Origin of the sequence: Arthrobacter gandavensis (genome assembly GCF_039528575.1) — a bacterium.
Lineage (GTDB): Bacteria > Actinomycetota > Actinomycetes > Actinomycetales > Micrococcaceae > Arthrobacter_B > Arthrobacter_B citreus_B.
On sequence record NZ_BAAALV010000002.1, the window covers coordinates 556,016 to 577,133 of the forward strand.

21 protein-coding genes are annotated in these 21,118 nt (G+C 66.9%); 7 read left to right on the plus strand and 14 right to left on the minus strand.

Going from position 1 to position 21,118, the window contains the following annotated elements:
* Positions 1–31 precede the first annotated feature (31 nt).
* From ABFX29_RS05845 to ABFX29_RS05855, 3 genes are read right to left on the minus strand one after another with little or no spacing between them, the layout of a single operon-like run.
* Complete coding sequence (locus ABFX29_RS05845) at positions 32–1,012, minus strand: permease prefix domain 1-containing protein (protein WP_152225681.1); 981 nt, start codon at positions 1,010–1,012, stop codon at positions 32–34.
* Positions 1,009–1,347 carry a PadR family transcriptional regulator gene (locus ABFX29_RS05850; RefSeq protein ID WP_055238968.1) on the minus strand — a complete coding sequence of 113 codons (339 nt, stop codon included), beginning with the start codon at positions 1,345–1,347 and terminating at the stop codon, positions 1,009–1,011. The genes ABFX29_RS05845 and ABFX29_RS05850 overlap by 4 nt, the downstream gene beginning before the upstream one ends.
* Before the next feature lie 49 nt (positions 1,348–1,396).
* Positions 1,397–2,029: a GyrI-like domain-containing protein gene (locus tag ABFX29_RS05855; protein ID WP_152225683.1), complete on the minus strand. Its 633-nt coding sequence runs from the start codon at positions 2,027–2,029 to the stop codon at positions 1,397–1,399.
* A gap of 124 nt (positions 2,030–2,153) precedes the next feature.
* On the opposite strand from ABFX29_RS05855, the gene ABFX29_RS05860 reads away from it, so the two are divergent.
* On the plus strand, positions 2,154–2,861 hold the full coding sequence (locus ABFX29_RS05860; protein ID WP_152225685.1) for an NUDIX hydrolase: 708 nt from the start codon (positions 2,154–2,156) through the stop codon (positions 2,859–2,861).
* On the opposite strand, the gene ABFX29_RS05865 is transcribed toward ABFX29_RS05860, so the two are convergent.
* The 3 genes from ABFX29_RS05865 to ABFX29_RS05875 form a co-directional block, all read right to left on the minus strand.
* The gene (locus tag ABFX29_RS05865; RefSeq protein WP_246167232.1) at positions 2,858–4,111 is read right to left on the minus strand and encodes an MFS transporter; all 1,254 of its coding nucleotides are present in this window, start codon (positions 4,109–4,111) and stop codon (positions 2,858–2,860) included. The genes ABFX29_RS05860 and ABFX29_RS05865 overlap by 4 nt on opposite strands.
* 127 nt (positions 4,112–4,238) lie before the next feature.
* Positions 4,239–4,487: a hypothetical protein gene (locus ABFX29_RS05870; RefSeq protein ID WP_055238966.1), complete on the minus strand. Its 249-nt coding sequence runs from the start codon at positions 4,485–4,487 to the stop codon at positions 4,239–4,241.
* Between the two features lie 91 nt (positions 4,488–4,578).
* Positions 4,579–5,076: a MarR family winged helix-turn-helix transcriptional regulator gene (locus ABFX29_RS05875; protein ID WP_055238965.1), complete on the minus strand. Its 498-nt coding sequence runs from the start codon at positions 5,074–5,076 to the stop codon at positions 4,579–4,581.
* A 171-nt stretch (positions 5,077–5,247) separates the two neighbouring features.
* On the opposite strand from ABFX29_RS05875, the gene ABFX29_RS05880 reads away from it, so the two are divergent.
* Positions 5,248–5,502 carry a hypothetical protein gene (locus ABFX29_RS05880; protein ID WP_055238964.1) on the plus strand — a complete coding sequence of 85 codons (255 nt, stop codon included), beginning with the start codon at positions 5,248–5,250 and terminating at the stop codon, positions 5,500–5,502.
* 19 nt (positions 5,503–5,521) lie between these two features.
* On the opposite strand, the gene ABFX29_RS05885 is transcribed toward ABFX29_RS05880, so the two are convergent.
* From ABFX29_RS05885 to fepB, 6 genes are read right to left on the minus strand one after another with little or no spacing between them, the layout of a single operon-like run.
* A complete protein-coding gene (locus ABFX29_RS05885; protein ID WP_152225689.1) occupies positions 5,522–6,892 on the minus strand; it encodes an alpha/beta hydrolase-fold protein in 1,371 nt (456 codons plus the stop codon).
* Complete coding sequence (locus ABFX29_RS05890) at positions 6,870–7,730, minus strand: siderophore-interacting protein (RefSeq protein WP_082413210.1); 861 nt, start codon at positions 7,728–7,730, stop codon at positions 6,870–6,872. Before ABFX29_RS05890 ends, ABFX29_RS05885 begins: the two co-directional genes overlap by 23 nt.
* On the minus strand, positions 7,727–8,602 hold the full coding sequence (locus tag ABFX29_RS05895) for an ABC transporter ATP-binding protein (protein WP_152225691.1): 876 nt from the start codon (positions 8,600–8,602) through the stop codon (positions 7,727–7,729). The genes ABFX29_RS05890 and ABFX29_RS05895 overlap by 4 nt, the downstream gene beginning before the upstream one ends.
* A gap of 3 nt (positions 8,603–8,605) precedes the next feature.
* Entirely contained in the window at positions 8,606–9,655 is a 1,050-nt protein-coding gene (locus tag ABFX29_RS05900; protein ID WP_246167234.1) for a FecCD family ABC transporter permease, read from the minus strand.
* Entirely contained in the window at positions 9,652–10,671 is a 1,020-nt protein-coding gene (locus tag ABFX29_RS05905) for a FecCD family ABC transporter permease (RefSeq protein ID WP_211372329.1), read from the minus strand. The genes ABFX29_RS05900 and ABFX29_RS05905 overlap by 4 nt, the downstream gene beginning before the upstream one ends.
* Positions 10,672–10,694: 23 nt before the next feature.
* Positions 10,695–11,702, minus strand: coding sequence for a Fe2+-enterobactin ABC transporter substrate-binding protein (fepB, locus tag ABFX29_RS05910; protein ID WP_152225693.1), 1,008 nt, complete (start codon positions 11,700–11,702; stop codon positions 10,695–10,697).
* A 243-nt stretch (positions 11,703–11,945) separates the two neighbouring features.
* On the opposite strand from fepB, the gene ABFX29_RS05915 reads away from it, so the two are divergent.
* Both ABFX29_RS05915 and ABFX29_RS05920 read left to right on the plus strand, forming a co-directional pair.
* A complete protein-coding gene (locus tag ABFX29_RS05915; RefSeq protein ID WP_152225695.1) occupies positions 11,946–12,845 on the plus strand; it encodes an alpha/beta hydrolase family protein in 900 nt (299 codons plus the stop codon).
* Complete coding sequence (locus tag ABFX29_RS05920; RefSeq protein WP_152225697.1) at positions 12,842–13,267, plus strand: MarR family winged helix-turn-helix transcriptional regulator; 426 nt, start codon at positions 12,842–12,844, stop codon at positions 13,265–13,267. The genes ABFX29_RS05915 and ABFX29_RS05920 overlap by 4 nt, the downstream gene beginning before the upstream one ends.
* Positions 13,268–13,277: 10 nt before the next feature.
* Here the strand turns inward: ABFX29_RS05920 and ABFX29_RS05925 are convergent, their stop codons facing one another.
* Positions 13,278–13,985, minus strand: a complete 708-nt coding sequence (locus ABFX29_RS05925) for an ABC transporter ATP-binding protein (RefSeq protein ID WP_152225699.1) — start codon at positions 13,983–13,985, stop codon at positions 13,278–13,280.
* 44 nt (positions 13,986–14,029) lie between these two features.
* A complete protein-coding gene (locus ABFX29_RS05930; protein WP_152225701.1) occupies positions 14,030–15,109 on the minus strand; it encodes an ABC transporter permease in 1,080 nt (359 codons plus the stop codon).
* A 186-nt stretch (positions 15,110–15,295) separates the two neighbouring features.
* Between ABFX29_RS05930 and ABFX29_RS05935 the strand changes: the two genes are divergently transcribed.
* From ABFX29_RS05935 to ABFX29_RS05945, 3 genes are all read left to right on the plus strand, one after another.
* Positions 15,296–16,645 carry a sensor histidine kinase gene (locus ABFX29_RS05935; RefSeq protein ID WP_152225703.1) on the plus strand — a complete coding sequence of 450 codons (1,350 nt, stop codon included), beginning with the start codon at positions 15,296–15,298 and terminating at the stop codon, positions 16,643–16,645.
* Positions 16,638–17,282, plus strand: coding sequence for a response regulator (locus ABFX29_RS05940; protein WP_152225705.1), 645 nt, complete (start codon positions 16,638–16,640; stop codon positions 17,280–17,282). The genes ABFX29_RS05935 and ABFX29_RS05940 overlap by 8 nt, the downstream gene beginning before the upstream one ends.
* A gap of 131 nt (positions 17,283–17,413) precedes the next feature.
* A complete protein-coding gene (locus ABFX29_RS05945; RefSeq protein ID WP_152225707.1) occupies positions 17,414–21,091 on the plus strand; it encodes a thioester domain-containing protein in 3,678 nt (1,225 codons plus the stop codon).
* Positions 21,092–21,118 lie beyond the last annotated feature (27 nt).

The following is a 21,118-nucleotide window of genomic DNA, read 5'->3' on the forward strand; positions in this document are numbered from 1 at the left end:
CCGGGCGGCGCCGTCGTGGTTTATCCGGTGCCTAGCGCACGGTTGCCGGTGCCTGCGCCGGACGTCCGGCCCTGAAGGCCTTGAGGAAACCGTCCCCGATGTCCCACAGTCCGATGAACAGGACCACTGCGGCGGTAATTCCACCGATCCAGGTGGATGCGTCCGCACCCCAGTCGACGTTCGCGAGGAAGCTCCAGTCAAAGACCTGGTCCGTGGACAGCAGCCACAGCACCGGCACCATAAAGGCCAGCGCAAGCACGGTGTTCACTGCGGCAAAGGCATAGGTCCAGCGTCCGGCCAGATAAAGCACGACGGCGAAACCCGCCTCGAGGACCAGCAAAACGATCACGTACGGGAGCCAGAAACTCCACAGGTCTTCCTGCAGCACCACCACGGGTTCGCCGTTGAGGTACAGCAGCGACCCGATCCGCTGCCAGAGCAGCACGCCGATGAAGAAGGCAACCAGCACCACCGAGGCGATGGTGTCGCCGAGGGTGACCTGGGACTTTCGCGGTACCTGCGGCAGCGCGGCGGGGGACCACGGCTGCAGGCCCAGATCCTTCCGCCGGGTGCCGTTGAACTGGATGATCGCGAAAACCAGGGTGACCCAGAAACCGAGGTGCACCAGTACGCTGATGGCCGTGCCGATCGCGGCGCCGAAGGCTCCGGCTGGCTCGCCGGGCTCGAGGGCCATCCGCACCACTATCGACCCGACAAAGGAGAGCGGCGTGATGATGATGGCGAGCGTCTTCAGCAGGCGCCACCAGTCCAGGAAAAGGTCCGGGCCGATCAGGTAGAGCTCACGGCCGGTGTACTGCGCGGCAAGCCGGGCGGGGTCCCCAAGTTCGGTGAGGACGGCGGTTTCGGCCTCGGCCGGTGACTGCCCGCCTTCCACCCGCGCCTCGACGTCGTCGGTGATTGAACCGCGCAGTTCCCGCTCGATGTCGCCGCGCTGGCCTTCCGGGATGGAGCGCAGGGCCGCAAAGACGTAACGGTCAGTGAGGGTACTCATGATGACTGTCCTTCGTTGAGCTGGCGGATGGAGTTGTGCAGGTTCTCCCAGTCCTGAAGCAGGGCCCGGAGCAGTTCCCGGCCTTCCTCGGACGTGGTGTAGAACTTCCGCGGGCGTGCCTCTTCGGTATCCCACGAGCTGGTGAGCAGTCCCTGCTTTTCAAGGCGGCGCAGCAGCGGGTAGAGAGTGTTGGCTTCCACGCCGAAACCTGCCTGTTCCAGCGCTTCCAGCAGCCCGTAGCCGTAGCCGGGCTGTTTCAGGATGGAGAGGCAGGCCAGCACCACAGTTCCGCGGCGCAGTTCCTGGAGATGTCCACCCAGCAGTTCTTCGTCCATGCCTCACACTATGGTGTGTGACGCACACTAATGCAAGAGGCAGATTGTTTTATTTTCTCCGAACGGGTTGGCGCAGCACGGTCTTCAGCCTCTCCGGGGCAGTGCGGCGGGGGTCGCTGAGATAGATCTCGTGGTGGTCCCCGTTGAAATCCAGGTGGTTCTCCGGCATGAACTCATGGTGCAGCCGGGCCAGCAGTGGAGCTTCGTCGTCGTAGGAACCAATATGGAGCACCTGCACCGACAGGCCCTCGCGAAGTTCCAGCCAGCGGATGCGAGCGGCTGCCTCCAGGCCCTTCTTGGTCCGTACCTCCGCAGCAGTTTCCCCGGCCATTTCCGGGCTGATCCACTCCGGCTGGCTGATCAGCATGGTCCAGTCCCAGGAGTCTTTGTTCCCCTCCGCGAAAACCTGCGGGTTCTCCGCCCGCCACAGCCCTTCCAGCGGCGCCACCACCGAGTCCCGCCCCAAACTGCGCTTCGCAGCGAACTTCAGGGCATAGGCCACTGAGTAGAGCGCCTGCACGGCGGCGGCGTAATCCGGGGAGGTGTTCGGGTTCCCATGGCCGTCAACGGCCAGGAAACGCTGCGGCGGAACCTCCACCAGCGTGAAGCTGCGCCCGGGGGAGTAGATTTCCCGCTCTGCCTTTTTGACGTCGTACTTCGCCCTGCCTGCGGATGAGTCCATGGCTGTTCCTCCTGGGTTCATTGAAAGGGCACCCGGTGCCGGCGGGCAACGGTGCTGAGCCGGAGCGTGCGTTCGTTACGATCCATGGAGGAAACAAGTCCTTGGACAGGGAAATGACAGGGGAATGATGACACTGGTTGGCACAGCCGCAACGGTGGTCCTGCTGCGCGACGGCGAGCATGGGATTGAGGTCCTGCTGCTGGAGCGGCCGCGGCACACGGGGACGTTTGCCGGTGCCTGGGTTTTCCCCGGCGGACGGGTGGATCCGGAAGACTACGACGCCGCCGGGTCGGTGCCGCCGGACCTGGAGGCTGAGCCGCGGAACCCTGAAAAGGACCTGCCCGCAGCGAGGATCGCCGGGGTGCGGGAGACTGTTGAGGAAACCGGACTGGAGCTCGCACCGGAGTCACTTGTTGAACTCTCCTGCTGGGTTCCCCCGCTGCAGGCGCCGAAGCGGCTGGGCACCTGGTTCTTCCTGGCACCGGCGCCGGCGGGGGAGATCAGGCTGAACCCCGGCGAGCTAATCGACTATGCCTGGCTGAGGCCGGGTGATGCCCTGCAGCTGCACCGCACGGGCAAAATGCTCCTGGTTGCTCCGACCTTTGTCACGCTGACGCTGCTGCAGCGGTTCCAGGATGCTGCTGCCGCACTGGAGCATGCTGCCGGTGCCGTGCCGGAGACCTTCATCAGCCGCCTGCTGGACGGCTACGAACCCGACGCCGTTATTGCCTGGCACGGCGACGAAGAGTATCCGGGGGAGGGGACGGGGCAGCCCGGTGACCGGCACCGCCTGGTGATGCGGGGCAGCGACTGGCGCTACGAGCGGAATTAGCTGCCAGGCTGTGCCGCGGGCCGCTGCCGGGGCAGTTCCGGCAGCACGCGGTCGCGGCCGGCGAGGAAGGCCATGGCGCAGCTCAGCCCCATAATCCCGGCGCTCGCGGCCAGCGGGACCGTCCAGCCGCCGCTGAGGTCGTACAGGAAGCCGAAGAGCACAGGTCCCGCGGCTCCGATTGCATAGCCGACTGACTGGGCCATGCCGGACAGGGCTGCCGCCTGGACGTGGTTGGTGGTCCGCAGGCTAAACAGGGACAGGGCCGTGACGATCATGCTGCCGCAGCCCGAGGCGCTGACAACCACCCACACCAGGGACAGCTCGGGAGCAGCCAGCAGTCCGAGGAAGCCGGCCATGGCCAGCAGGCTGCCCGCCATGCCCAGCAGGCGCTGGTCGGCAAACCGGCCCAGGACGGCGCCGGTCAGCAGGGATGACGCTGTGCCCACCACCAGGAAAGCGGAGACGTGCAGTCCGGACGTGGTCTCGGAAATTCCCTGGTCACGTTCAATGCTGGGCAGCCAGGTTGTCACGACGAAGAATCCAACGGACTGCAGGCCCATGAACAGGGTTACCTGCCAGCCAAGCAGAGTCCGCCAGGGGGAGCGGAACCGGACCGGCGCGGACGGCTCCTCTACTGCCGAACCGGCTGCATCGCCGTCGGCCTTCCCGCGTTTCAGGCCCGGGAGCAGGATCGCCATGGCGATCAGCGCCAGCCCGGCCCAAATGCCCAGCGCCAGGCGCCAGCCTGAACCGGGGACCAGGGAAACCGGGACGACGACGGCGGCGCCCAGGGCCGTGACCAGGCTCTGGGCGGCAATGTAGAGGCCTGTGAGCTGGCTGATCCTGCCCGGGAAATCGCGTTTGATCAGCGAGGGCAGCAGCACGTTGAGGAACGCAATCGCGATGCCGATCAGGACGGTTCCCGTCCAGAGTGCTGTGGGAACTGGTGTGGATCGGAAGACGGTGCCGGCCGCAAGCAAAGCCAGCGAGAGCCACAACGCCCGGTCCAGGCCGATCCTTATGGCAACGGCGGGAGCCAGCGGCGAGAACAGTGCGAACGCGATGAGGGGCAGTCCCGTGAGGAGGCCGGACTGGGCGCTGCTGAAGTCGAATTCGCGGCCGATGTCTGCGAGCAGCGGGCCCACGGAGACGAAGGCTACGCGGAGATTTACGCCAATCAGGAGGACGCCGGTGAGTGCCAGTCCCGCCCTGACAGGGGGCGTCCTTCGGGTCCTGCTGAAAACCGCCACGCTTCTCCCTTGCAGCTGCGGATGTGTCATGGAACACGTTAGCGCGAGGTGGGGGGACTCGGGCTAAGAGTACTTATATGACACGCTGCTGCGGTTGCGGCGAGAAGCGTGGCGGGGGCTGCTGTGACTAGGAGGCGGTGCCTTCGGCGGAGATCTTCTCGATTTCTTCCGTGGTCATGCCGGCCACGGCTGCGATGCTGCCTGTCTCCAGTCCTTCGCTGACGGCGCTCTGCACCAGCTCGGTGAGGACCTGCTCGGCACGGTCAACTGCCCACTGCTGTGCTTCCAGGTTGGAGGCGGCCATGGCCAGGGAGGAGAGGGGCTCGTCGTCCGGGGCGGGGTTGGCGGGGACCTGCTGTGAATCTACGACCGTCATGAACTGCACCCTTCGATAGGTAGGCTAGCAACTAGCTAGCTTGACTATTTATAATGTAAGGTTCCTAGGATGTAAAGTTTGGAGACCTATCCTACCCGTCGCTCTCCAGGACCCGGGTCATTTCCTGCAGGAAGCGCGTGATAATCACGGCCTCCTCAGGAGTCAGTGATTCGGCGGTGTCCAGCATCTTGCGGTGCATTTTTCCGAGGGTTTCCCGTACCTCATGGTCAGCATTCTCGGTGGGGATGATCTCCAGGGCGCGCCGGTCCGTGGGGTGCGGCCGCCGGGTCAGGTAACCGCCCTTCTGCAGCCGGTCTATCAAGGCGGTCGTGGAGGCGGTGGAGATGCTCAGGACGCGGGACAGATCCTTGGGGCCAATGGATTTGCCGGCCTGGCGGGCCTGCATGACGTAGCGGATGGCCAGCAGGTCCGTCTCGTTCATCCGCATCGAGTCGCGGGTTCTGCGGCGCATGGCAGCTTCGGCTGCGCGGTAGGCGCGGAGCGCGTTCAGGACGTCTACACCGCCGGCGGTCTCAGCTGACTGGTTGTACCAGTAGCCCGCGCCTGTCGGGTTCGCGGTTTCAGGCATGCGCACAATTCTAGCCCAACGGAATACTAGTCAGTCTACTTATTCGAACTGGTCGATACTCAGTTCGGCAGCAGTCTTATGGCATAGGGTGGAAACCCCGGCAATTACCGCACCTTCCGGCCCGGCCGATGCAGGGCAGGATCGTGCACGTGCTGCAAAGGAGAATCCGCAATGGCCACACCCTTTGAAGAACCCGCAATTCCTTCCGGCAACGAAGAAGACACCCTGGAGCAACAGCTCCCCGCCGCGCCGGAACTGGAAGAGGACGAAAACGCCGGCGATCCGGTCCGCCCACACGGGGATCCACTCCTGCCCGGAGGTTCAGAGGCAGACCGGCTGGACCAGGAACGCGACGGCACGGCCCCCGACGGCGAGGACGACTACCCCCGGGACACCGGCGAGGAGTACCCGGAAGCCGGGGAATAACGCAGCCGGCTCCCGCCGCTCAGCCTGTCAGGATCCCCGCCAGGCCGTGAATCAGGCGGGGATGCCACCAGGCCCAGTCGTGTCCTCCGGTGATGGACTGGAAACCCGCATCAACCCCGCCGTTCACCAGGGCACGGCTGAGCGCTTGTGCCGGTTCATGGATGCTGGGCTCGTAGATCCCTGCCTGCAGCCTGACCAGGAGCCGGCCCGGGGCCGTCAGCAGCGGCTGCTCCAGGCTGTACCGCCACAGCGAGGGCGACTGCGCCAAGGCAGCAGCTGCCGTATGGGGGTATCGAGCCACCTGCCAGAGGGCAGCGAGCCCTCCGTAGCTGGCTCCGGAAATGATCGTTCGCAGCGGATCCGGTGAGAGGGGCAGGGAGCGCCGCAGCTCCGGGATGAGGTCACAGGCGGTGAAATCAACGGTGCCCGTCGGACCGGAGAGCTCCAGGCTGCGGGTCGGCACGTCCACGGAGTCCACCATGGCCACGTGCAGCGGCGGGATGATGCCGGCAGCAATCGCGGCGTCCAGGGTGCCCGCCAGGTTTTGGTACTTGGCCCACACCTGCCCGTCGTGCAGTACCAGGAGCGGGGTTGAACCGGAATTGGCTGCCTGCGGCCGGTAGAGCCACACATTCCGCAGCCGGCCGGCACGACGGTCACGGACCCGGCGCAGTTCAAGCCCCCGGACAAAGTTGCCCAGGACCCGCGGCGGTGCCGGTGCCCTGCTGCCCGCCCCGGTATCCTCCCGGCCAAGTCTGCGCAGGGCGGACGGCTCACCCATGATGCTGGTGCCGCGCGGGGCGGATGGAACCGGAGCGGCAAGCCAGGGGGAAGGCGGCACGGCAGGCAGCCGGACCACCGACGTCGCCGCCCCCGACATGCCCGTGGACTGCGCTTCGTTCCGGGGATCCGGCCCTCCTGCATCCGCGGCAAGGCGGACGCTGCGGCGGTCCGTGGCAGCGCGCCAGGGCGGGGTGCCGGGTCCGCTGTGTGCGGTGATCCGGTAGCTGGCTTCCCAGGAAGCCGGCATCCGCCAGCTCAGTGCCCAGAGACCGTCCGGCAGGGCTTCGAACTCACAGGCCCCGAGAGTGTCCGGGTGCACCATCGCATTGGCGGAGAGGACTACGGCGGACGCGGCCGGGTTCCGGTACAGGAACGTGACGGCACGGTAACCCGGGTCTGCCTCGGGGTCGTCTTCGATGAGCGGCGTTTCCCAGGCGTCCCGATCTGCCAGCAGCTGCTGGCGTTCCGGCGCGGACAGGGTGTCCCAATGGGCACGGAAATGTCCGGCCAGGACACGGATGGGAACGGGCGGCTGCGGGACAGGCTCGCGCGGGGGAGGGAACGCCGGCGCGGTCGCCGGAGGCTCAGTGGGCATGGGCGTGGGCATGGCGCCGCTCTTCCTGGCCGGGGAGAACCGTATCCAGCTCCCCGTCCACCCGGTCGTGGTCCGTGGCACGTCCGTAGGCCACTTCGTCGATTCCGCGGTTCCAGTAGCCGATGATCAGCTGCTTCCGGCGCGGGAACCCCGCCTCCTTCAAATGGCGGCGGGCGAATCGTACGACGGCGGATTCCGCTGACACCCACACCGCCACCTGCCCGGCTGACAGCTCGGCGGCGGGCAGTGCCACCGCAGCCAGCGCATCGGCCAGCAGCGTGGTGGTCCCCGGAGCGGCCCCGTTCCGGTGCAGCCAGCGCACCTGGACCCCGTCCGGTGCAGGAAGGACCTGCTCTTCCTCCGGGCCCGCCACCTCAATGACTGCCAGTCCGCGCTGCTGCGGACCGAAGCGTTCCAGCGTCCCGGCGATGGCAGGAAGGGCGGTTTCATCACCGGCCAGCAGGACCCACTCCGCTTCGCCTACTACCGCGCCGCCTCCGGCGAGGGCCGCTATCTGGTCACCGCGGGCGGCGGATTCGGCCCAGGACGCGGCAACGGACGTTCCGCGGTGCCGGACGAAGTCCACGGCCATAGTGGAGGCATCCTCTGCCAGGCGGCTGACGGTGTAGGTGCGCACCCGTTCACGCTGCCCCGGCTTCCAGTCCCAGCCATGCTCGCCCCGATCCGGCAGGTCAAGCGGCCGGCCAGGGGCCGGGAAGTAGAGCTTGACGTTGGGAACATGGGGGCCGGCGTTGACGTAGCCGGCAATTCCGGGCCCGTCGAAGTGGACCCGCCGCATGCGCGGGGTGAGGTCTTCGATGTGTGTAACGGTGAGCAGGTGGCCGCTCATGCGGGAGCTCCTTCGGTCAGCGACAGCGGAACATCCGGTCCGCTTCGGGGTGTTTCAGGTCCGGAATGTCCGGGTTCCAGGGGCACCACCAACGGTCCTCCCGTAGCCGGATCCGGGATGACAAGGGCGTCAATCCCGTAAATCTCCTTCATAAGTTCCGGCGTCGCGATCTCCGCCGGAGGGCCCTGGGCTACGATCCGCCCGTCTTTCATGGCGATCACATGGTCCGCGAAGCGGAACGCCAGTCCCAGTTCATGCAGCACTGTCACCAGTGTGTAATTGCCGGTCCGGTGCAGGGTGCGGCACAGGCGAAGGACTTCAAGCTGGTGGGAAATGTCCAGGAACGTCGTGGGTTCATCCAGCAGCAGCACGGGAGTGTCCTGTGCCAGCACCAGGGCCAGCCACACCCGTTGGCGCTGCCCGCCCGAAAGCTCGCCCACCGTCCGGTCAGCGAGGTCCTGCACGCCCGTGGCTTCCAGCGCCGCGCTCACGGCTTCCTGGTCCGCGGCCGACCACTGGCGCAGCAGGGACTGGTGCGGGAAGCGTCCCCTCGCCACCAGGTCCGCCACAGTGATGCCGTCCGGAGCGGTGGAACTTTGCGGCAGGAGCGCAAGCCGCCGGGCCACGTCCCGGGTTGGATAGGACTCGATGTCCTTTCCCTGCAGGAAAACGTGCCCGGCCTGAGGTTTCAGCAGGCGCGAGAGCGCGCGCAGGAGCGTTGACTTGCCGCAGGCGTTCGGGCCAATGATGGCAGTGAAGGATCCTGGCGGAATCCTCACATCCAGGTGTTCGGAGACGGTTCGGCCGTCATAGCCGATGGTCAGGCCGCGCCCGGAGAGGACGTCTTCCATGGGGTTCTCCTTGGTGTTCATGGGTTAGACCTGCTTGCTTCGGGTCAGGAGCCAGAGCAAATACACGCCGCCCACCAGTCCGGTCATCAGCCCGATCGGCACGGCTGCCTGGATGGGCAGCCGCTGCGAGAGAAGGTCCGACCCGGCAACCAGCACCGCGCCCATCAGCGCACCGGTGCCGAGGTGGACGCCGGGTGAACGGGTCAGCCGCGAGGCAAGCTGCGGTGCGGCGAGGGCCACGAAGACAATCGGACCCGCAGCCGCGGTAGCCACCGCCGTCAGTCCCACTGCCGCGGCCATCGCCAGGATCCGCGTGCGTTCGGTGCGGATTCCCAGTGCGCGGGCGGCGTCGTCGCCCATTTCCATCTGGTTCAGGTTCCGGGACAGCGCCAGCAGTACGGGCAGCAGGATCACGACGGCGGCCAGGACCGGCACGGCGTGCCCCCACGTGCGTGCGGCCAGGGAACCGGAAAGCCACAGGTGCGCCTGGGCCGCGAGATCCGAGTCGCCCTTGGCCAGCAGGATGGTGTTAACGGCCGTCAGCATGGCACCGACACCGATGCCGACCAAGACCAGCCGGTATCCGCCGGTAATTCCGCCGTTGAGCGAGAGCAGGTAGACGATTCCGGCCGCGAGCAGTCCGCCGGCAACCGCTGCCAGCGCAGTGGCCCCCGGACCGGCGTCGAACAGCACGATTTGGGCCACGGCCCCGGTCGCGGCGCCGGTGGTGAACCCGATGATGTCCGGCGACCCCAGAGCGTTGCGGGAAATCGACTGGAACGTGGCCCCGGCGGCGCCCAGGCAGGCGCCGACCCCCAGGGCCGTGAGCGTGCGCGGCAGCCTGATCTTCTGGACAACCTTGACGCTGCGGTTCTCGCCCTGGCCGAAAACCGCACCCAGGACGTCGCCAAAGGCCAGCGCGATGGTGCCGGTCTGCATGCCGGCAAGGCCAAGCACGACGGCGGCGGCAGCCAGGACCACGCCGGTCATGAGCGTCCGGCGCCGGCAGCGCAAGAGGACCGGGCCGAGGGACAGGGTGCGGGTGCGCGGGGGAGAGCTTTTGGAGATGGTCACAGTTTTGCCAGCTTTCGCCGCCGGGCCAGGGCAATAAAGAAGGGTGCACCTACCAGCGCGCTCATGACACCGGCGCCGATTTCCGCCGGAGCGGCCACCAGGCGTCCGGCTACGTCGGCGAACAGCAGCAGCAGCGCCCCGAAGAGCATGGACAGCGGGAGCAGCCGCCGGTGGCTGGGGCCGGTGACGAGCCGCGCCACATGGGGTGCCGCCAGTCCGAGGAAGGCGATAGGGCCGGCAGCAGCAGTGGCAGCGCCTGCCAGCACGAGGATGGCGACGGCACCGAGGACCCAGATGCTGCGGGTCCGCACGCCCAGGGTCCTGCCGAGGTCAGCGCCGAGGGCCAGCGAATCCAGGCTTTGGGAGAGCGGCAGCGCTGCCAGTACGGCGATCAGGCAGGCCCCGAAGACCCAGGGGAGCACGTCGTAACCGCGGCCTTGGAGGGACCCGGAGGCCCAGGCGGCATAGGCGGTGATCGTCTCGTCGGGTCCGCCGATAAGGATGATCTTGGTTCCGGCGCCGAGCATGACGGAGAGCCCGGCGCCGGCCAGGACCAGCCGAACCGGGTTGGTGCCGGCGTCATGGGCCCGGCCCAGCAGGTACACCAGCACGGAGGTGGCTGCCGCTCCGGCAAAGCCCAGCCACATGTACTGGTAGGGGGAACGCATGTTAAGGAAGCCCAGGCCTATGGCCACGGCGAATGCGGCGCCCGCGTTCACACCGAGCAGCCCGGGCTCGGCCAGGGGATTGCGGGTGAGCGCCTGCATCAGCGCTCCCGCCAGGCCAAGGGCGGCACCAACGGTGATGGCCAGGAAGGTGCGCGGCAGCCGCAGTTCACGGACCAGCAGGTGCGAATCCCGGGAAGGATCGAAGGCGGTCAGGGCTGCCCAGGTATCGGCCAGGGCGATGGTGCGTGACCCCGAGGCGAAACTGGCAAACGCCAGCAGCACCAGCAGGGCCAGGCCGAGGGCCCAGGTGATTGCCTGCCGGTGCTGCCTGCGCGGTGTTTTGAACACTGAACGTGCCAGCCGGGGTGTTGTTACTTCGCCGGGAAGGAGGCCGTGAACCACTCCACGATGTCGCTGGCGCTGAAGTAGTCGAGACGGAAGGACTCCGGGCCCATGGAATAGACCTTGCCGGCCTGGACCGATGGCAGGTTGGCGAGGGTCGGGTCGGCAGTGAACGCTTCGACGGTCTTCTCGGTGGAGCTGATCAGGAAGGTGTAGTCACCTGTCACCGATGCAGAAAGGCCTTCGTAGGACGTGAAGGCGAAGTCTTCGCGCTTCTGCGTGGAGGTGTCGTACTGCTCGTCCGGTTCCGCGACGGTGAAGCCCAGGGCGGTGAGCAGCTGGGAGTGCGGGCCGGTGCCCTTGCCCACCGGGGAAACGTCGCCGGCGTTGTAGCTGACAATCGACGCCGTCGTGCCTTCTGCGACGTCCAGTTTCCTGGCCGCCTCGGCGAGGGAACTGTCGAACTCCTCCACCACGGAGGCGGCCTTGTCCTCCAGACCGGTGGCCTCGCCCAGCTCCACGGCAAGGTCCTGCCACGTCTGGTCGCCGTAGTTGACCACGATGGTTGGGGCAATATCGCTCAGTGCGTCGTACTGATCCAGCACGGAGTCAGCTCCGGAGGTGGAGACGACAATCAGGTCCGGGTCCTCGGCGATGACGGCTTCGAGATCCAGTTCTCCGATGGTGTAGAGGGGTTCGACTCCGCGTTCTACGGCGACGTCGGCCCACTGCGAGAAGAAGCCGTTTTCGTCGGCGGTGCCGCTGCGGGCCGTGCTCACGGACGTAGCCGTGACGGGGGCGTCGATTGCCAGCAGGGTGCCGGTGACGGACAGCGAGGTGGAGACGATCGTTTCCGGCATGGCGTCAATGACCGTTTCGCCGGCTTCGTGCGTGATGGTGCGCGGCCACTCGGTTGAGGGCGAGCTGCTTGCGGCCGGATCGGCGTCGGCAGCCTCGCTGCTGCAGGCGCCGAGGGTGAGGGCCAGAACAGCCGTGGCTGAGAGTGCCAGGGCCTTTTTGGGCAGGGGAAAGCGCAAGAGGTACTCCTAGGGTGCTCGCCGCCGCGGCAATAAACGTGCGGCGCTTGACGGTGAAGTATGCGGACTCAATTCCGCAGCAGGGTTAGCCTAACCTAACTTGGAGCGAATTACGCAACGTTACTGTTCGCTAATACTCTGACGTGGGTCCGTGCCCCTCGAATGCTCCAATTTGGGCCGGCTCAGTGAACCTCAATCTAAAACCTCTGGTGTTGAAGGCCGTGCGGACCTAGGGTAATTCGCATGCGAAATATTGAGGCGCCCCGAACTGAGGCGCGGCAGGTCAGCATCGGTGTGCGGACCGCGGGAACCATCTTCGGTACGCTGCGTCTTCCCCTGGAGGATGAGCCGCTTGCCGCCGTCGCAATCCATCCGGCCACTGCGGTTCCGCAACGGCTGTACAGCGGCTTCGCGGAGTATCTGGCAACCCGTGGGTTCGCCGTGCTCTCCTACGACTACCGCGGCACCGGCGCATCCGGCAGCGCCCGGGAGAACCGCCGGCTGCGGATGCGTGACTGGATGGACGTGGACGTTCCGGCCGCCGCAGCCTGGCTGCGCGAACGCTACCCGGAGCTGCCGCACGTCGCGGTGGGACACAGCCTGGGCGGGCATGCGCTCGCGCTGAACAATGGCGGGGAAGGCCTGCAGGGTTTTATGACGGTGGCCTCGCACGCCGGTGTCACCCGCTCCATACCCGACCGTGCCGAGCGCGCCCGGGTGGAACTCATCCTGCGCGTCCTGGGGCCCGGAGCGGCACGCGTCCTGGGCTATGTTCCCGGACGCAGGATGGGCCTCGGCGAGGACATGCCTGCTGCTGCCATGCTGGAATGGAGCAAATGGTCCCGCACGCCCGGGTACTTCTTTGATGACCCCACCATGCATGCCCGGGAGCGGACAGCGCGGGTGCGGACCAGGGTGCTGTGCGTTGGGCTCGACGACGATCCCTGGGCTACGCCGGAACAGATCGGCGTGATTGCCCGCCAGCTGGTCAACGCGCAGGTTCAGACCCGAACCTACGCGCCGGAGGACGCCGGTGTGCCGGCAATAGGGCATATGGGATATTTCCGCCGCGGTCCCGGCGCGGTGCTGTGGCCCGACGCCGCTGCCTGGCTCGCCGCGCGTGCGGGAATAAGCGGGTCATGAACGGCGGTAAGCCTCCTCGGCTGGTCTTCCTCACCCTGGAAGCCCAACGGCGGCTGGCGAGGTGGATCAGCCGGCGCGGGCGCCCGCACGGCATCAGCGCACCGGCTGCCGGAGTGCTGTTCCACGTCGCGGCCGCGCCAGGGACCACCACGGGCGAGGTTGCCTCAGCGCTGCACGGCTCGGCGGCAGGTACTTCCGGGCTGCTGTCGAGGATGGAACAGTCCGGGCTGATCACCCGCAGTCCTGACCCCGCGGACCGGCGGACCATCCGGGTGGAGCTCGCTCCAGCCGGGGAAGACGCGATGGCTGACATCCGCGAAGCGATCACCGACCTCAACGCCCTGATCACCGACGGCTTCAGCGCGGAGGAACTCGAGACCGTGGCACGCTGGCTGCGGCATGTTTCCCGTTCCGTGGGATAGCAGCGCCGCGCTAGGGCTGGTCCACCGCAGCCGGCAGAGTGAGGACGCCGTCCCGCATCCTCACCACGACGTCCGCAAGCGGGAGGAACTCGACGTCGTGCGTCACCAGGATGGTGGCGACATTGAACTCCTCCGTGACGTCCCTGAGCAGTTTCATGATGGAGGCGGACCGGTCATGGTCCAGTGCGGCGGTGGGCTCATCCACCAGGAGCAGTGACGGATTCCCCATCAGCGCCCGGGCAATGTTCACGCGCTGCCGCTGGCCGCCGGAGAGCTGGTGGGGCCGCTGGTTCACCTGTCCGCCCAGCCCGACGAGGTTGAGCAGTTCTCCGGCGCGCTCCGCGGCCGGACCGGTGCGTTCCCCGCGCAGATGGGCAACGGCCACGAGCTGCTCCACGGCGGTGAGTGCCGGCAGCAGGTTGGGCTGCTGGAAGACGATGCCGATCTCCTCCCGCCGAAGACGGGCACGCTCAGCGTCATCCAGCCCGCCGACGTCGGCCCCGTTGACCAGGACTGTTCCGGAGGTCGGTGGGATCAAGGTTGCCGCGACGGCGAGCAGGCTGGACTTGCCGGAGCCTGAGGGCCCCGCCAGCCCCGTGACGGTTCCGCGGACGGCGGACAGGCCCACGTGATCCAGGGCCCGGACGGTGTTGTTCTGCCCGTCAGGATACTCCAGGGTGACGTTCTCCAGGATCAGGGCAGTGGTGGTGCTGTTCATGGGATGTTCCGTTCTCTAGCTGGTGTGGTCTGCACGGTGGCGATTCAGTTCCCGCCCAGGGCCAGGAGGGGGTCCACCTTCGTGACGCGGCGGACGGCGAGCGCTGCGCCCGCGAGGCCCAGAACGAAGACACCGGCAACCGGGAGCACCGTCGTGGCGGCTGTGGCAGCGAAGGGTGCGGCCTTGGCGGCTACGGCACCGGCGGCAGCACCGAGCAGCCCGCCGGCAACAGTTCCTGCGGCCAGGATGACTGCGGCCTGGGCGAGGGAATCGCGCAGTACGTAGGAACGGGTTCCGCCGAGTGCCCGCAGCACTGCGATGTCCCGGGTGCGCTGGAGCGTCCACACCGTCAGGAAGGCTACGATCACCAGGGCTGAAATGCCGTACAGGAACGCCTGCATCATCAGCAGGGACCCGTTCTCGGATGAATAGGCCGGGAGCGCGGAGAGGCTGGCGGAACGTTCCATGCTGGTGGTTCCGGCTTCGGTGTTGGCGGCGTCCAGCGCACCACTGTCCCGCTGGCCGCCGTCGTAGTCCACGGCCAGTACAGTGCCTGCGACGTCCGGTTCGGTGTGGGCGGCGGTCTTCCAGTCGGGAAGCGATATCCAGGCGACCGGAGTGTGGCTGTACCACTGGTCTTCAACGACAGCCGCGACAATCAGCTGCTGGCCGTTGACGGACGCTTCCGAGCCGGGCTGCAGTCCAAGGTCATCGGCGAATTGCTGGCTGACCACTGCCTTTCCCGGTGCCACCCCGTCAGGGGCAATGCTGCTGCCGGGGTTTACGCCGAAGATCGCCGCGGATGCCGTGCCGCCGGCCTGGATCCTGCCCTGGGAGATGCCCAGCGGCTCGGCGCTGCTAATTCCCGGCGCGTCCTGCCACGCCTGCTGCTGTTCCGGGCTGACCGAGGATTCGGTAAACGACGCCTTGGGTTCGGTACCGGGGGGCGCCCCGAAGACGACTTCGTCCGCTCGCAGGGACTTGATGCTGGAAGTGGACTGGTCGGCAAGGCCGGCCGTGAGGCCGGAGAGCATCACGAGCAAAAAACTGATGAGGGCAACGACCGTTCCCATCAGGGCGAAACGGCCTTTCGCGAAGCGCATTTCTCGCAGGGCCAGGTACATGTGGGGTTCCTTCGGTCTTGTAGTCTGCAGGGCCCGGACTGTCCGGGATTTCCCTTGCTTCCACTCTTCCGCCGGGAAGGAAACCCGGCATCGGTGGACCGTACGGTCCGTGCGCATCAAAAGGTGCAGCGGACGGTCAACCATTCGGTTGATGCGGCACGGTGCGGCCGTGGCTAGGCTGGCGGTATGTCCGCTGAGTTGGACCGGCCACGGGCCGGCGAGCGGGTCCTGCGTGTGCTGCGCCTGGCCCTGCACGTCGGTTTTGCGCTCCTGCTCGCCGTCGCCGTTGGCCGGATGCTGCTTATGGGCCCGCTGTCCTGGGTGTCCTTCTTGGCGCTGCTGCTGTCCGCGGTGCTGGCGGCGGTCTATGTGATCGGTACGGTGGCCGAAAAACGAGCGTCCGACGGCGGCCGGGGACGCCGTGCCCTGCGCTTTGACCCGGAGCGGCACGGCCTGGCCTGGCTGGGTGCAGTCACAGGTCTCTGGGCTGTGCTGCTGGTGCTGAGCCCGGACTTTTCCTGGCTGGCCTTTCCGCTGTTCTTCCTCCAGCTGCATCTGCTGCCCCTGCGGCCGGCGCTCCTCGGCGTCACGGCAACTACCGCCGCCGTTGTAGCGGCGCAGTGGGCGCACGCCGGGGAGTTCCACGCCGCGATGCTGTTAGGCCCGCTGATCGGGGCCGGGTTCGCCGTGATCATGGCGCTCGCCTACCAGGCGCTGTACGCCGAGGTGACCAACCAGCGAGAAGCCCTGGATGAACTGCACCGCACCCGCGCAGAACTGGCACGCAGCCAGCGGGAACAGGGGGTGCTGGAAGAGCGCGGGCGGCTGGCCCGCGAAATCCACGACACCCTGGCCCAGGGACTGGCCAGCATCGTATTAATGAGCAGGTCGGCCCGCGCTTCCCTCGATGCCCGGAACCTCGAAACCGTGCGGGAGCGGCTGGGAACGGTCGAGGAAACCGCGGCGGAGAACCTGGCCGAGGCCCGGCAGTTTGTTCGGAACCTGCGTGGATCCGAGAACGGCGGCGGGTCACTCGTGGACCGGTTGGAGCGTGCCTGCCGGTCTGTCCAGGAACGGGCTGCCGCCCAGGGCCAGGAGCTGGCCTGCAGTTTCCGGTTGGAGGGCATCCCGGCAGCGTTGCCGGCGCCCTATGAAGTTGCCGTGCTGCGGGCAGTGCAGGCTACGCTCGCGAACGTCCTGCAGCACGCCTCCGCTTCCCGGGCCGTGGTGACGCTGGCCTTCGTCGGCAGGGACGTGACGCTGGACATTTTCGACGACGGCCGAGGGTTTGACCCGGCCGTCGAGCGTGCCCGTTCGGGGCCGCGCCACGACGGCAGCGGCTACGGACTTATTTCCATTGCAGACCGCGTTGAAGCGCTGGGAGGCAGGATGGACCTTGAGTCAGTGCCGGGAGAAGGAACCGCCGTGGGCATCCGCCTTCCCCTGCCTGACGCGCGGCAGGCCCCGGCCGCGGCGGATCTGCCCGCATCCGTTCCGGGACAGGTTCCCGACGCGGGAGGGCAGGGCCGTGGCTGAACTGCGTGTGCTCTTGGTGGATGACCACCCGGTGGTGCGGGCCGGGCTGCGGGCGATGCTTTCCGGCTTCGAGGAGGTTTCCGTCGGCGAAGAGGCAGCGGACGGGGATGAAGCGCTGAAGATCCTTGGACGCGAGGCAGCCGTGGGCGAGAGGATTGACCTGGTGCTCATGGACCTTCAGATGGCTCCGGGCATGGATGGCGTGACAGCCACCCGTCGCATCAAGGAACAGTACCCGGACCTGCCTGTGCTGGTGCTGACCACCTACGACACCGACGCGGACATCCTGGCGGCCGTCGAGGCCGGCGCCAGCGGCTACATGCTCAAGGATGCCCCGCCGGAGGCGATCCGGGACGCCGTCCGGTCGGCTGCGGCCGGACAGACCGCGCTCGCTCCGGAAGTCGCCGCCAGGCTGATGGGCCGCGTGCGCAATCCGGAGCCTTCCCTGAGCGCGCGTGAAATCGAGCTGGTTGAGCTCCTGGCCACCGGGATGTCCAACCGGGCCATGTCCCGCCGGCTGTTCATCAGCGAGGCCACCGTGAAGACCCATCTGGTCCACATTTACGAGAAGCTCGGCGTGGACAACCGCACCGCGGCCATCGCGGTGGCGCGTGAACGGAGAATTATCCGGGCCTAACGGGCGGAGATCGACTGCCCCTCTGGTGACCGCCCGGACCGGAGGTTAGTCTCGGCGGCCAGAGCCGGCTCCAGCAACCCCGTTTCGGACCGGGACCGGCTCCGCCTGACGACTCGCACCCGAGGGGAACCATGAACACTCAGCAGTCTTCTGCCCACCGTGAAACCACGAATCGAAGGCTGCGCCGGAGGATCAGAGGCCTTGCCGTCTTTGTCATGGCGCTGCTGCTTCTGCTCCCGTTCGCCGGACCGGTCCAGGCACGCATTGACGAGCCGGTCCGGAACGACCCTGTGGGCACCTCCGACGAGACGGACATCGTCATCACGTCCCTGGGATTTGGGCAGGCCGTCAACGGGGCGATCCCGCCCGTAGGAGCCACCTGGCCCATCACTTCCTATCCCACAACGCGGCCCGCGGGCTACGAAACAGAGAACGTGGACTTCGCGGGAATCATCGAGACCCAGGACGCCCAGGGCACCACCACCGCCCAGATGTACTGCATCGACCTGCGCACCTCCACCCGTGTGGGCATCGGCTACGTCAACGGCACCTGGTCAGAAGCCAACGTTCCCAACATCGGATACGTGGAACGGATACTAAATACCTACTATCCGTCCTCCAACCTGCCCGCGGGCCTCAACAACAACCAGCGTGCGGCGGCAGTGCAGGCAGCCATCTGGTTCTTCACCGACGGCTACGTGGTCAGCGTCAGGGATCCCCTCTACCCCGCCGTCGCCGGAATCGTGAACGCGACCATCGCCGCCGGCCCCCAGACCGAACCTCCGGCGCCGGATATCTCCGTCACCCCTGCCACGGCAGAGGCCTCGGTCAATGGTGTGGCGGGTCCCTATACCGTGCAGGCGCAGGAGGGGGCCGAGATCACTCTCAGCGTGTCCGACGGCTTCACCCTCTATGCCGACGCAGCCGGCACTGTGCCCATCACCAATCCGGTTGGATCCGGGACCCAGGTATGGGTGAGAAGTGATGCCGGGGACACAGGACCGGCCACCATCCTGGCCCAGGCCGCGGTTCCGGTTCCGACTGGAAACGTGTACCTGTACGACGGCGCCACCCCGGGAACCGCAACCGCCCAGAAGCTGATCCTTGCCGCCACCCGGACACTGACTTCCAATGCGACGGCGCAGGCGGAGTTCTTTGAAGTCGGTTCCCTTGCAGTGACCAAGACGATCGACGGCGAGGCAGCCGGCAGCCAGGAAGCCGTAGCCATCAGCATCAACTGCGGCGAGGGCTACCAGTTCACGTTCACCATCGATGCAGGCACCACAGGATCCGTCAGCCAGACCTTCAACGAGATTCCGGTGGGATCCACCTGCACTATCACCGAGCCCACCAACGGCGCCACGGCGACCGTAGCGGTGAGCACCGTTCTGCCGGACCCCGTGCCCATCACGGCGGGGACCACCGCGACGGCCACCGTCACGGACACCTACACCTTCGTGCCCGGGACGCTCTCCGTGGGCAAGACCATCGCCGGCGAGGCTGCCGGTGCCCAGGGCGAGGTAGTCATCACGGTGGTCTGCACCTCAGGCGAAGCCCAGGTGGTCAATGACACCATCACCATCCCGGCCAACGCCACGGAAGTCACCCCCACCGAGTACGGAAACCTGCCGGCTGGCACCAGCTGCGTCGTCACGGAAACCAGCAGCGGAGAAACCACCAGCATCGCGGTGGAGACCACGGGAACGGGGACATACACCGTTCCCGCTGCGGGCAGTGTGCAAGCCGCTGTCACCAACACCTACACGTTCAGGACCGGTGTCCTGGCAGTCCGCAAGCTGATCGACGGCGCTGCCGCCGGCCAGCAGGGTCCCGTGACACTGAACGTCGTCTGCACCGGGGCTTCTACCCTCAACGAGACGATCACCATCCCAGCGGGAGCCACCGAAACCGATCCGGTGGAATACCCGGGCCTGCTCGCCGGCACGAGCTGCACCGTCACCGAAACGGCCAACGGATCCAGCACCGAGATTGGCGTCGAGACGGTGTTTGAACCGACCACGGGTACTGTCACCATCCCGGCGGAGGACGGCGTGGAAGTTACGGTCACCAATACCTACTCGGTGAACCCGGGCTCACTGACTGTCTCCAAGACCATCGCCGGAGCAGCGGCAGGTCAGCAGGGTGAAGTGCAGATAGACATCCTCTGCCGCCTCGACGACGTCACCACCTTCAGCACCTCGGTCACGATTCCGGCGGGGACTACCGCACCGCAAGCGCAGACGTTCACGGACATCCCGGCGGGCAGCGCGTGCGCAGTGACGGAGTCCGCCACCGGCGAGACTGACGAGATCGCCGTCGTCGTTGATCTGCCGGACACCGCGACCATCCCGGCAGGAGGCACCGCAACTGCCGCGGTCACCAACACCTACACGCAGAAACCCGGCATTATCACGGTCTACAAGAATTTCGAGGGTCCGGCCGCCGGCAGTCAGGAAGGCGTCCTGGTTGAGGTCACCTGCACGCTGAACGGGGCGACCGTCCTGGAAGAGACCTTCCAGGGCCCGCCGCAGGCAGCTTCCCCGGTCTTCGGCCGCTTCCTGAATGTGCCGGCGGGGGCATCCTGCTTGGTCACGGAACTTGAAGACGGCAGCACCCCCGCAATCCTGGTGGAGACGGATCTTCCGGATCCGTTCACCGTTCCTGCCGGAGGTGAAGTCGAAGCCACCGTCACGAACACCTATACCTTCGCTCCCGGATCAATCTCCGTGAGCAAGGTCATCGACGGCGAAGAGGCCGGGAACCAGGGTGAAATCGTGCTGCGAACCGTCTGCATCCTGGACGGCGAAACGGTCCTCGACGAAACATTCACCATCGCGGAGGGATCCACCGGCACTGAATCGACCCAGTACGAGGACCTGACGGTCGGCACCGAATGCACCGTGACCGAGACTCAGGACGGCTCCACCGAAACCGTTGGGGTAGCCACCGTGCTGCCGGATCCGGTCACTATCGCGGCCGGCGCCGGGGTGGAAGCCACGGTCACGAACACCTACACCTTGAATCCGGGTTCGCTCAGCGTCAGCAAGGTGATCGACGGTGAGGCAGCGGGGGCGCAGGATGACATCGTCCTGGGCATCATCTGCACGCTGGACGGCGTGAGCGTGCTGGATGAGACGGTCACGATCCCCGCGGGAACCACCGGGACTGAAACCCAGGTGTTCGAAGACCTGGCTGCGGGTGCCGAGTGCGCGGTCACCGAACCGGGCAGCGGTGCGACGGACGCCGTCGCGGTCACCACGGTCCTTCCGGAACCGGTAACCATCGCCGCGGCCACCGCGAGCGAGGCGACGGTGACCAACACCTACACCTTCAATCCGGGCACGCTGGTTGTCACCAAGCAGATCGCCGGTGCAGCTGCCGGGCATCAGGGCGAAGTGGTGCTGAACGTGGTCTGCACCCTGGGGGAGGAGACGGTGCTGGATGAGACCGTGACGATACAGGCCGGTGCCACCGGCGACGTCATGAACACCTACGGCGGGCTTGCCCAGGGTTCTGAATGTGCCGTGACGGAGACGGCCACGGGCGTAACCAGCGGGCTGGAAGTCAGCACAGACCTCCCCGAACCGGTGGGGATTACCGCGGCTGGTGCCTCCGAGCTGCGGGTCGTCAACACCTACACCTCAACGCAGCCGGCACCGCGCCCGACGCCGGATCGGCCGGGCAAGAAGCGTCTGCCGTCCACGGGCGCCGAGTTTGCCGGGGGCTTCCTGGCCCTCGGCGCCGGCCTGATCGCAGTGGGCGGTGCAGGCGTAGCGGCAGCTAAGCGCCGCCGCGGCAGCAGGAGCTAGCCAGTAGTAAAAGGATTGGGCGGCCGG

What these genes read in the sequence shown, in the direction of transcription:
- ABFX29_RS05920 (WP_152225697.1), top strand. Translation starts at nt 12,842, where the DNA reads ATGAACGGCGGTAAGCCTCCTCGGCTGGTCTTCCTCACCCTGGAAGCC.
- ABFX29_RS05850 (WP_055238968.1), bottom strand. Translation starts at nt 1,347, where the DNA reads ATGGACGAAGAACTGCTGGGTGGACATCTCCAGGAACTGCGCCGCGGA.
- ABFX29_RS05855 (WP_152225683.1), bottom strand. Translation starts at nt 2,029, where the DNA reads ATGGACTCATCCGCAGGCAGGGCGAAGTACGACGTCAAAAAGGCAGAG.
- ABFX29_RS05890 (WP_082413210.1), bottom strand. Translation starts at nt 7,730, where the DNA reads ATGAGCGGCCACCTGCTCACCGTTACACACATCGAAGACCTCACCCCG.
- ABFX29_RS05880 (WP_055238964.1), top strand. Translation starts at nt 5,248, where the DNA reads ATGGCCACACCCTTTGAAGAACCCGCAATTCCTTCCGGCAACGAAGAA.
- ABFX29_RS05915 (WP_152225695.1), top strand. Translation starts at nt 11,946, where the DNA reads ATGCGAAATATTGAGGCGCCCCGAACTGAGGCGCGGCAGGTCAGCATC.
- ABFX29_RS05925 (WP_152225699.1), bottom strand. Translation starts at nt 13,985, where the DNA reads ATGAACAGCACCACCACTGCCCTGATCCTGGAGAACGTCACCCTGGAG.
- ABFX29_RS05870 (WP_055238966.1), bottom strand. Translation starts at nt 4,487, where the DNA reads ATGACGGTCGTAGATTCACAGCAGGTCCCCGCCAACCCCGCCCCGGAC.
- ABFX29_RS05895 (WP_152225691.1), bottom strand. Translation starts at nt 8,602, where the DNA reads ATGAACACCAAGGAGAACCCCATGGAAGACGTCCTCTCCGGGCGCGGC.
- ABFX29_RS05945 (WP_152225707.1), top strand. Translation starts at nt 17,414, where the DNA reads ATGAACACTCAGCAGTCTTCTGCCCACCGTGAAACCACGAATCGAAGG.
- ABFX29_RS05860 (WP_152225685.1), top strand. Translation starts at nt 2,154, where the DNA reads ATGATGACACTGGTTGGCACAGCCGCAACGGTGGTCCTGCTGCGCGAC.
- ABFX29_RS05885 (WP_152225689.1), bottom strand. Translation starts at nt 6,892, where the DNA reads ATGCCCACGCCCATGCCCACTGAGCCTCCGGCGACCGCGCCGGCGTTC.
- ABFX29_RS05930 (WP_152225701.1), bottom strand. Translation starts at nt 15,109, where the DNA reads ATGTACCTGGCCCTGCGAGAAATGCGCTTCGCGAAAGGCCGTTTCGCC.
- ABFX29_RS05845 (WP_152225681.1), bottom strand. Translation starts at nt 1,012, where the DNA reads ATGAGTACCCTCACTGACCGTTACGTCTTTGCGGCCCTGCGCTCCATC.
- ABFX29_RS05935 (WP_152225703.1), top strand. Translation starts at nt 15,296, where the DNA reads ATGTCCGCTGAGTTGGACCGGCCACGGGCCGGCGAGCGGGTCCTGCGT.
- ABFX29_RS05875 (WP_055238965.1), bottom strand. Translation starts at nt 5,076, where the DNA reads ATGCCTGAAACCGCGAACCCGACAGGCGCGGGCTACTGGTACAACCAG.